General features: G+C 46.4%; 9 protein-coding genes. 2 read left to right on the top strand and 7 right to left on the bottom strand.

The features are described 5' to 3' along the window. Positions 1-316 (bottom strand): MAPEG family protein (locus A3729_RS30140; RefSeq protein ID WP_068634582.1); only part of this gene is annotated, 316 nt, incomplete at its 3' end. A gap of 348 nt (positions 317-664) precedes the next feature. After that, positions 665-1,462: a DUF1223 domain-containing protein gene (locus tag A3729_RS30135; protein WP_068553718.1), complete on the bottom strand. Its 798-nt coding sequence runs from the start codon at positions 1,460-1,462 to the stop codon at positions 665-667. Positions 1,463-1,665: 203 nt separating this feature from the next. On the opposite strand from A3729_RS30135, the gene A3729_RS30130 reads away from it, so the two are divergent. Further along, entirely contained in the window at positions 1,666-2,664 is a 999-nt protein-coding gene (locus A3729_RS30130) for a fatty acid desaturase family protein (protein WP_068553719.1), read from the top strand. A 104-nt stretch (positions 2,665-2,768) separates the two neighbouring features. Here A3729_RS30130 and A3729_RS30125 read toward each other — a convergent pair whose 3' ends face one another. Genes A3729_RS30125 through A3729_RS30110 form a run of 4 tightly spaced genes read right to left on the bottom strand, consistent with a single transcriptional unit; the run spans position 2,769 to position 4,919 of the window. Next, complete coding sequence (locus A3729_RS30125) at positions 2,769-3,560, bottom strand: methyl-accepting chemotaxis protein (protein WP_068514380.1); 792 nt, start codon at positions 3,558-3,560, stop codon at positions 2,769-2,771. Further along, the gene (locus A3729_RS30120) at positions 3,561-4,040 is read right to left on the bottom strand and encodes a methyl-accepting chemotaxis protein (protein ID WP_068514378.1); all 480 of its coding nucleotides are present in this window, start codon (positions 4,038-4,040) and stop codon (positions 3,561-3,563) included. A gap of 30 nt (positions 4,041-4,070) precedes the next feature. Then, positions 4,071-4,364: a hypothetical protein gene (locus A3729_RS30115; RefSeq protein WP_068514376.1), complete on the bottom strand. Its 294-nt coding sequence runs from the start codon at positions 4,362-4,364 to the stop codon at positions 4,071-4,073. A gap of 42 nt (positions 4,365-4,406) precedes the next feature. Beyond that, positions 4,407-4,919: a hypothetical protein gene (locus A3729_RS30110; protein ID WP_068507760.1), complete on the bottom strand. Its 513-nt coding sequence runs from the start codon at positions 4,917-4,919 to the stop codon at positions 4,407-4,409. 155 nt (positions 4,920-5,074) lie between these two features. Here A3729_RS30110 and hrpB point away from each other — a divergent pair, with 155 nt between their 5' ends. Continuing rightward, positions 5,075-7,624, top strand: coding sequence for an ATP-dependent helicase HrpB (gene hrpB / locus A3729_RS30105; RefSeq protein WP_197476300.1), 2,550 nt, complete (start codon positions 5,075-5,077; stop codon positions 7,622-7,624). A 78-nt stretch (positions 7,625-7,702) separates the two neighbouring features. On the opposite strand, the gene A3729_RS30100 is transcribed toward hrpB, so the two are convergent. Then, entirely contained in the window at positions 7,703-9,130 is a 1,428-nt protein-coding gene (locus A3729_RS30100; RefSeq protein ID WP_068514373.1) for an aldehyde dehydrogenase family protein, read from the bottom strand. Positions 9,131-9,287: the final 157 nt, after the last annotated feature.

Genomic DNA, 9,287 nt, shown 5'->3' with positions numbered 1-9,287 from the left:
TCGCGTAATAGCACAACATATGCATCACACGCCCAGCAAAATAGGTCACAGAAAACGCGTCGATATAGCTTGCATCGGCACCACTATAAACAGCAAACAAAGCAAACAGGATAAATACCGCGATCGTCTCATTGGTATTTGAATAAGTACGAGAGGCTCGAAATAAAAATCTAGCGTGATCAGCTTCGACGGGATAACCCGGTGTATGTTTCAATTTAATTGATGCTGCGTCAGAAACAAGTATTTGGGTGAGCAGCAATAAGCCGGTCAGTCCAACAATGAGTAGCGTGAGTTGATAGTCTGCAAATACTTCCATATATTGATCCTAGTACTTTCATAAGTGATTGGGTTCACTAATTGTAAAGCGCTGAATACTATTTAATGCTTACCTCATCACCCTAATGCTACCTAAAACCTTAAATACACAGTTCTATCAGTAGGACAAACGAAGCTATTAACGTTAAAGCGACACGACGATTTAACCCTGCAATTCTGCAAGAAAGGTTTAATAAGAGATTGGGAACACCAGAGCAAGTACACACATGAACAACGCCATTCCAAGTGAAGTAATCACAATCCAGTTATCATCTATCAACTTAGGCATATACTTTCCCTCGGTATTTATCTAACTAATAACAAATACATTAATTGATAATGATTATCATTACAACCACCCTCCTGTGACCTGTAATGGATTTAACTCACCTCCCTTGGTAGTCCAGCCTAGCAATGCCATCTCTACACCGAGGCGATCAACACTTTCCGGCAATCGAAGCCGACTGCTCCACAACTCCTGCCTACTAGCAGTATCTTTCTTGCTGAGTAAAAACTCATGGTGTAAGGACAGTACAACAAAATCTTGCTGTAGATTTCTGCCGCGGTTTTCACCAGCATTAATGTTTGAGAGCATATCAAAGCCGAGTAAGGCTATATTGATCTTGAACGACTTATCCTGCTCTGCTTCTATCTTGGTGGTATAGCGAATTAACACCTCGCGTCCATCAATATCAATCTGTAAACCACCTAGACCCTCTACCCTCTGTGCCTGGGGTAAGCGTTGACACCGAAACCACCCATTCCAGCCCTTGCCACTCACAATAAATCCCGGAGTCGCGACTTGTCTAATTAAACCTAGACGCTGATAAAGGCGCTGCCGATTGCCATATTGAGCCTTGGCAAACTCATCCTTCCAACCGATGTAATCCCAATAATCAACATGGAAGGCTAAAGGGAAAAGTGACTTCCATAAACGCTTATCGTGCTTGAACTTACTGATCCATCGTTCAGCTGGAGGGCAACTGCTACAACCTTGTGAAGTGTAAAGCTCAATCAGACTGCCTGGCTCATCTGAGCTGGTAAAACGTAAGTTTCGTTCTTGAGCATTTACCGAGGCCATATAATTCACACTCAACAAAAGACATACCATCAAGCCTGTAAAACGTCGCACTTTAGAACCGTACACGCGGGCAACTCCTATCTCTTATACCTCAATATGAGGGATACGCATATGTAGTTATGACTTCAAAAGAACATGATAGTTCCAACACATTCAAAAAATTGGTACTCACCTACAAATAAAATGAATACAAATTCATATTATTGATTGAATACCGTTATTGCTGCTAGTATGAAAAGTATAGGATGCACAATAAATACGAGGTCGATATGAGTTCAGTAAGCGATTCAGCAAAAACGGTAAAGCAAAAAGCTAGCGATTACCTATCGGTTGGCCAAATTCGCTACCTGAAATCTGCTTCTGACCTAAGGGCTTATCTAATGTTTGCCTTCAACTGGCTACTCATCGCTTTTGCTTTCTTTATCGTTGCTGTTTGGCCAAATATCATTACCGTCATAGTGGCTTTATTCATTCTAGGAGGACGGCAACTCGGTCTTGGTATACTTCTGCATGAATGCTCTCACCGCTCATTCTTTTCCACCCAAAAGCAGAATGACCTGGTTGGCCATTGGTTGGCAGGTATTCCGGTACTTGTGCCTATCGACTTCTACCGTCCTTATCACTTTACTCACCACACTAAAACCGGAACCGACGAAGACCCCGATGTTGGTAACATTGCTCAATACCCGGTTAGCAAAGATAGCTTTAAGCGCAAGATCATTCGTGACTTTCTTGGTTTATCTGGGCTCAAGGCAACATCAGCTTTGTTATTTTATGTACTTCCAGGGCGTGCTGGAAATGCCGTTTCCTTGGGTGTAAACAGCGATAAGATCGGAACAGATGCTGGCTGGAAAATGGGACTTAGAAACTACCTTCACGTCGTCAGTTTCCACCTTATATTTTTTAGTATCTTGGCGGCGAGCGGACATGCCAGCCTCTATGCTTTATGGTGGATTGCCTATATTTTTACTCATCCCTTCATCATTCGAGTTCGTCAAATCGCCGAGCACGGCGCCATGCCAGCACTTGCCTCAGAGGATGTTCGCCACACGACACGTACAACCATCGCCAACTGGTGGGAGCGTTTACTGTTTGCACCGAATTATGTGAACTATCACTGCGAACATCATTTGCTCCCAACCGTTCCCAGCTATCGACTATCTGAAATGCATCGCATTCTTAAGCTACGTGGATTTTATAAGAGTAATGAAGAGGCGTTGGTGGAAAAGGGTTATCCAGAGATTATTCGATTAGCTTCTGCTGGATGAAAAACACTTCGCAGCATAGATGTATGCACAGCCTTCCTCGGCTCGCAAGCGGGCAAGCACAGGGTTAATCCAGCGAGGGATGAAACCCTCTGCCAACGCTGGATTTATCCCAATTTAAACTTTTCGATGTGCTGTTTAAGTTGAGCGGCTAGCTCACCAAGCTGTGCACTGGAATTGGCAAAGTTATGGGAGTCAGTAGCAATTTGTTCTGACAGCTCAGAAATCTCATTAATACTTCGGCTAACGCTTTCTGTCACCTCTGCTTGCTCTGCTGCGCTCGTCGCTATTTGCGCATTCATATCACTGATCGTGTGAGCACTTCGGGTGATTGCTTGCAAGGAATTATCAGCGTCTCGAGCTTTTTCCACGCTGTCTTTAGCCATTTCTTGGCCTAAAGCTATTGACTCAGTTGCACCTTCGGTACCCGCCTGTAGCTGCTGAACCAAGTGCTGAATTTCTTCAGTCGATTTCTGTGTCTGACTCGCCAAGGTACGCACTTCATCTGCAACGACGGCAAAGCCGCGACCACTATCTCCTGCACGAGCCGACTCGATGGAGGCATTCAAGGCTAGTAAGTTTGTTTGATCAGCGATGCCTCGAATAAAATCTAACACGGTACTTATGTTGTGCGTATCCTGTTCAACACGCTGTATGGTCTCGGCTGTATGTTCGACACCTTCAGCTAGCTGATCAATCACCGATACCGCAACATTAACAACTTGGGACCCGGATTCGGCCTCGGAGTTCGCTTCTTTCGCTGCTTCCGCTGCCGAATGCGCGTTATCCGTCACATGAGATACTGCCACACTCATCTGTGTAATCGCTGTCGCAACGCGTTCAGATTGGTCTTTCTGTTGATTAATTCTATCTTGAGTATTAATCGTCAAAGAGCTCAATTACTCTGATGCCTCGCTAATATGATCAACCAGCTCAGTTAACTGCTTAATGATTCCTTCGACTTGATCTAGAAATTTATTGAAGGTTAGTACCATGCCATTTATTTCTATCACGGGTGAGCTGGACTCAACACGGAGCCCCATATCTAAGGTATGACTAATATGGCTGATTTGTCTCGAAGCATCAGAGATCGGTTTGGAGATGTGTCGGCCGATAAGTAAGGCGCAGATCGCAGCTAACACAGTCACTACTAACACTGGCCAGGCCATTTCCTTCAAGATATGACGCTGAATCCCTTCTAGACTAAGCACAGAAAATACTGCCGTAATTTGCGCTCCGTTTTCCACCTCATCCAGAGGCGACCTGCTTAAAAATAAATAGTCTTCTGTATCAATAAATTGCTTATGAGTACTGGCGAGCAGTTCGTCTATAGAAGCTTGCTGCACGCCCCCGATTTCAGCCCTGTACTCATATTCCATTGCACGAGGTGGCTGAGCTTTCGCAAACGCCTAGGCGGGGCTCGCTTTAGACATCCCTTCTATTTTCAAATAAAGCAAACCTGAAGACGCATACAAAGATTGCGCATCTTTATTACGCAGTTTCATTTTGTTGGCACCATTGACACTGCGTGTTGCTAAATTAACGATTGGTTTTAGGCTAGCTTCACTAACCTGAATCAGCTTATCTCTTTCAGCATTGTACATACTGCTGTAGAGCACCCAGCTAAGTGATAACACAATCACTAGAGCGAAACCCATAAACGATAGCAGTAAAATATTGCCTATCTGGAATAGCTTGTTCATATCGTCACTTACCCGTCCTTGATAACTTAGAAACCATTACGGCTATTGCCCACTAGCACATTGGCCTTTGACACAAAACGCTTCATAGCCTGAGTGACAAGTCGAGCATGTCTCTACACTCAAGGGTGAGGCAGGGTCCGCTGCAGTAATGTCCGTTCCATCCTCTTTGAAAACGCTATAAACTGCGTCACCACTTTTGTGGCCAGTAACGAGAAGAATACCTAATTCCTTAAGGTGAAGAATCATCGATGCACCATCGGCCATTTTTCCATCTTTGGTCTTGTAACTCTCCGTCTTACTTGGCTCGACCAATACCGAAACGGCACCAGGGCCTTCTGGCCTAACACCGCAATATGTCTCAACCGTTCCCTGATAAATAGGCGGTAAACTGCTTACATCTGCGTCACAGCCTGGTAGAGCACCGATACTGGTCAAGGGGGTAGAAACCGATGTCCAGGAACGCCAGTCGGCCGGATAAGGTGCATCGCCACCAGCAAAACCCTGGGAAGAAAACAGCATCAATATGGTAACAAATAGGGCAATTCTTTTTAGCATTATTATCATTCTCCAAATAGAGCTGTTAACCCGATTTTATATATATAGTTCTTCACTCGATACTATATATAGTCGCTAAACCCCGTTTTGACAAAACCAGACAAGCTGCTGTTTCACTTAATTAAAGGCTTTTATTGCGCTCAGGATCTTATAAAATGACGCAAGCCTGTCATTCTGGAGCCCTGTCTTTGTTACCCATTTCCCAGTTTTTTCCTCAAGTGATTGCTCAACTGAGCGAACATAAGGCATTAGTACTTCAAGCCGAACCCGGTGCGGGAAAATCAACCGCTTTACCTTTGGCCTTACTCAAGGACTTGGCACTTCAAGGGAAAAAGATTCTTTTACTGGAGCCTCGCCGTGTAGCCGTTAAGGCCATTGCTTACTACCTCGCGAAACAGCTTGGGGAGAAAGTCGGTGAACGCATAGGTTATCAGATCAAGAATGATCGAAATGTGTCGCAAAACACCGTTCTCGAAGTCGTTACTGAAGGTATTCTCACCCGACGATTACAGCAGGACCCGGAGCTATCTGATATTGGCCTGGTGATCTTCGATGAGTTTCACGAACGTTCAATTCATAGTGACTTATCACTAATGCTTTGTCTCGAAGTTCAACAAGCGCTTAGAGATGATTTGATGCTCCTGGTCATGTCTGCGACCATCGATACACAAATGCTCTCACACTATATGAACGCAGCCCCCATCGTAGAATGCCCGGGGCGAACATTCCCGGTAGCTACTGACTATCAAGCCGCCAATAGTCCTAATGAATACCTCGATAAGCAAGTTCTCAGAGCCATCCGAAGCGCGCTTCAAGATGATGCACACGGCGATATTCTGGTCTTCCTCCCCGGCCAAGGTGAAATTAAGCGCTGCCTAGCCAGTGCGCAAGAACGTTATTCCGACAATGACCTGCTACTTCTGCCACTCTATGGCGGGCTAAGCCTTCAGAAACAGGAGCAGGCTCTGCAGAAAGACGAGCAAGGCCGAAGAAAGATTATTTTCGCCACTAATATCGCCGAAACCAGCTTGACCATCGAAGGGATTCGCTGCGTCATTGACAGTGGCCTTGAACGTCAAATGCGTTATGACGCTGGCTCCGGTATGAGTCGTCTGGAAACCAAGTACATATCCAAAGCATCGGCCGAACAGCGTCAGGGCCGTGCAGGCAGAACCCAGGCTGGCCACTGTATTCGCTTATGGAGCGAGAGCAAACAACAGTCTCTGAGTGACTTTCAAAGCGAAGAAATCTGCATAAGTGACTTAACTCAGCTCGGCTTAGAATTATGCCTTTGGGGAAATAACAACTACCAGAGCATCCCCTGGCTCACGGCGCCTCCGGAAGCGCATTACAATGCCGCGATGCAAGTACTCAAAGACCTCGGTTTGCTGGATCAACAAGCTCAGGTCACCCGACTGGGCAAGCTCGCGGCAAAGCTACCTGTTAGCCCGCGCCTTGCAAGTATGTTGTTAAGCACCGACAAGCCCGAAGATCAGCGTGTCGCTTGCAACTTAGCCGCTCTGCTTTCTGAACAAGATATCTTTCTCCATAATAGAGATACCGACATATCCAGACGTCTCAACGCGCTGTCGGATTTTGGCCGAGACAAAGCACAGTCCCTTAAAGACTACGCCTTCCATCGTTCACGAGTCGAGCAAGCCTTCTCAAGCACTCAGTCGCTGCAAAAGCAATTAGCAAAATTAGCCGCTTCGAAAGCAGATATTGAGCCGACTATCTACCCTGCAGACCTTGGCAAACTCTTACTCATCGCCTTCCCTGAGCGACTGGCCAAACAGCGCCAAGCAGGAGACGGCAAATATTTGATGGCGAACGGTAAAGGCGCTTACCTCAACGAAGACGATTCACTCTTTGATGAGCCTTGGTTAGTCATTGCTGACTGCGATGCACAGAAGAAAGAGGGCCGGATTTATAGCGCGGCAGCCATTGACAAAGCCTCAGCTCTCGAAGTCTTGTCCGAGCATATCAACGAAGAAGAACGTTTCGAGATCAACCCTAAAACGCAGAAAATAACGGGCTCTATGCAAACCCGTATTGGCGCGATTACCATAGATAGCCAAGTCATCAGCAATATTCCAAACGATGCCTTCACCCAATGCCTGGCTCAGCTGGTCAAGAAACAAGGCTTAAGCGTTTTAAACTGGACGCAGCAATGCGATGACTGGCTGGCCCGAGCAAGCTGGCTAGGACAACACCTTGAAAACTTCCCAAGCTTGTCAAAACAAAGCTTAATCGACGATATCGAGACTTGGCTGCTACCCTATTTATCTAGCGTCAGCAGTATGAACGCACTTAAAAAAGTAAACATTCTTGAGCTAGTGAAAAGCTGCCTGGACTGGAATGATCAGCAGCGCATCGAAAGCGAAGCCCCAACGCATTACCAAACACCAAGTCAGAAACGTGTTCCAATTCGCTACGACAGTGACCAAGGCCCAACAGTTTCAGTTGTGCTTCAAGAGGTGTTTGGCGAGCTAAGCTCTCCGACCCTGGCTGAAGGTCGCGTTCCCTTACGTTTTGAATTGCTGTCACCGGCCAGGAGGCCTATCCAGACCACCAGTGATCTCGCTAACTTTTGGAACAGCTCTTACTTTGAAGTCGCTAAGGATATGAAGGGCCGCTACCCCAAACACAGATGGCCAGATAAGCCATTAGAAGAAAAAGCCGGACGTTCGATAAAGCGAAAGTGAAGCCCAAAACCTGTGCAGATCCATCCGAGGCTCGCAAGGGGGATGAAACCCTCTGCCTATGGGCATCATATATCCAATTTATGGCGTGCGAATCACCAGTAAACGTTGTTCAGTCATGTCTTCGATTGCATACTTAATACCTTCACGACCCAGGCCGCTGTCTTTCACTCCGCCATAAGGCATATGGTCAACACGCCAGGACGGTACATCGCCGATTATGACGCCTCCAACCTCGAGGATATCCCATGCTTTATTCGCCTTGTATAAGTCCCGTGTAAATATCCCTGCCTGCAGACCGAACTTGCTATCGTTAACTTCTTCCAGCACCGCGTCGAAGTCATTAAAACGTTCAAGAATCGCTACTGGCCCAAAGGCCTCTTCTTCTCGGAGCTTTTGTCCTTTCCCAACACTTTCTAGTAAGGAGGCTTGCATCATGACACCTTCCCTTTTGCCACCGCATAAAAGCTTTGCGCCAGCTTCTACTGCCTCGTCAATCCAGTCTTGCAGGCGTTTAGCTTCGCCTTCCGAAATCATGGGGCCAATAAAGGTTGAAGGATCTTTCGGGTCACCCATTTTCAGTGCTCGCGTAGCGTTTAGTAATTTATCTTTAAATAGCGGATAAATTTCTTCATGGACGTAAACCCGCTGCACACCGATGCAACTTTGCCCCGATTGGTAGAACGCACCAAAAACGATTCGCGCTACGGCGTCGTCGATGTCAGCATCCTGGTCCACGACACAAGCAGCATTTCCCCCTAATTCGAGGACGACTTTCTTTTTGCCTGCTTTAGTTTTCAAGGCCCAGCCCACATCTGGTGAGCCGGTAAAGCTTAGTAACTTCAAACGTTCATCTTCTGTAAATAATCCGGCACCTTCCCGATGGCAAGGTAAGACAGAAAATGCGCCTTCAGGTAGATTCGTTTCTGCAAGCACCTCGGCAATTAACAAAGCACCCACAGGGGTTAAACTGGCTGGTTTGAGTATGAATGGGCATCCCGCTGCAATCGCGGGTGCAATTTTATGGGCGGCTAAGTTCAAAGGGAAATTAAAAGGGCTGATAAACGAGCAAGGGCCAATCGGTACTCGCTTACTCATGCCTGAATAACCCTTGGCGCGAGCGCTAATATCCATGGGAATAACTTCACCGGCGATGCGAGTGGACTCTTCTGCCGCAATACGAAAGGTATCAATTAAACGCGTCACTTCACCCTGCGCATCCCTGATGGGTTTGCCTGCTTCGATACAAAGCGCTTCGGCTAATTCATCAAAACGTTCAGTAAAGCGTTTAACGCAATGATCCAATACAGCCTGGCGCTCAAATGCCGCCAAACTTGCCATGGGTTTTGTTGCTGCCTGAGCGGCTGCTATGGCTTGATCAATCGCCTGTTTCTCTGCCAATGCAACTGAACAAGCCAATTCACCACTGTACTTGTCATAGACCTTCAAGTCCTGATTGGCAAAAACGGCTTTATTCGAAAGATAGTAAGGATAATTTTCGTTCAGCATAAGACAGAGCTTCCTGGATATCGAAACAAGTTATTTGCTTTACGATAACAAGGCTACCCATAATATTGAACTGCTTTTTCTTTTGGCTTGCAGGGTACAAAACCAATATATACCGACCGTAGGCAGAGACTTCCGCCCCTCGCTGGAATCTGCCACG

Source organism: Oleiphilus sp. HI0043 (genome assembly GCF_001634935.1).
The sequence above is the reverse complement of the archived record's forward strand: the minus strand, read 5'-3'. Positions and strand labels throughout refer to the sequence as shown.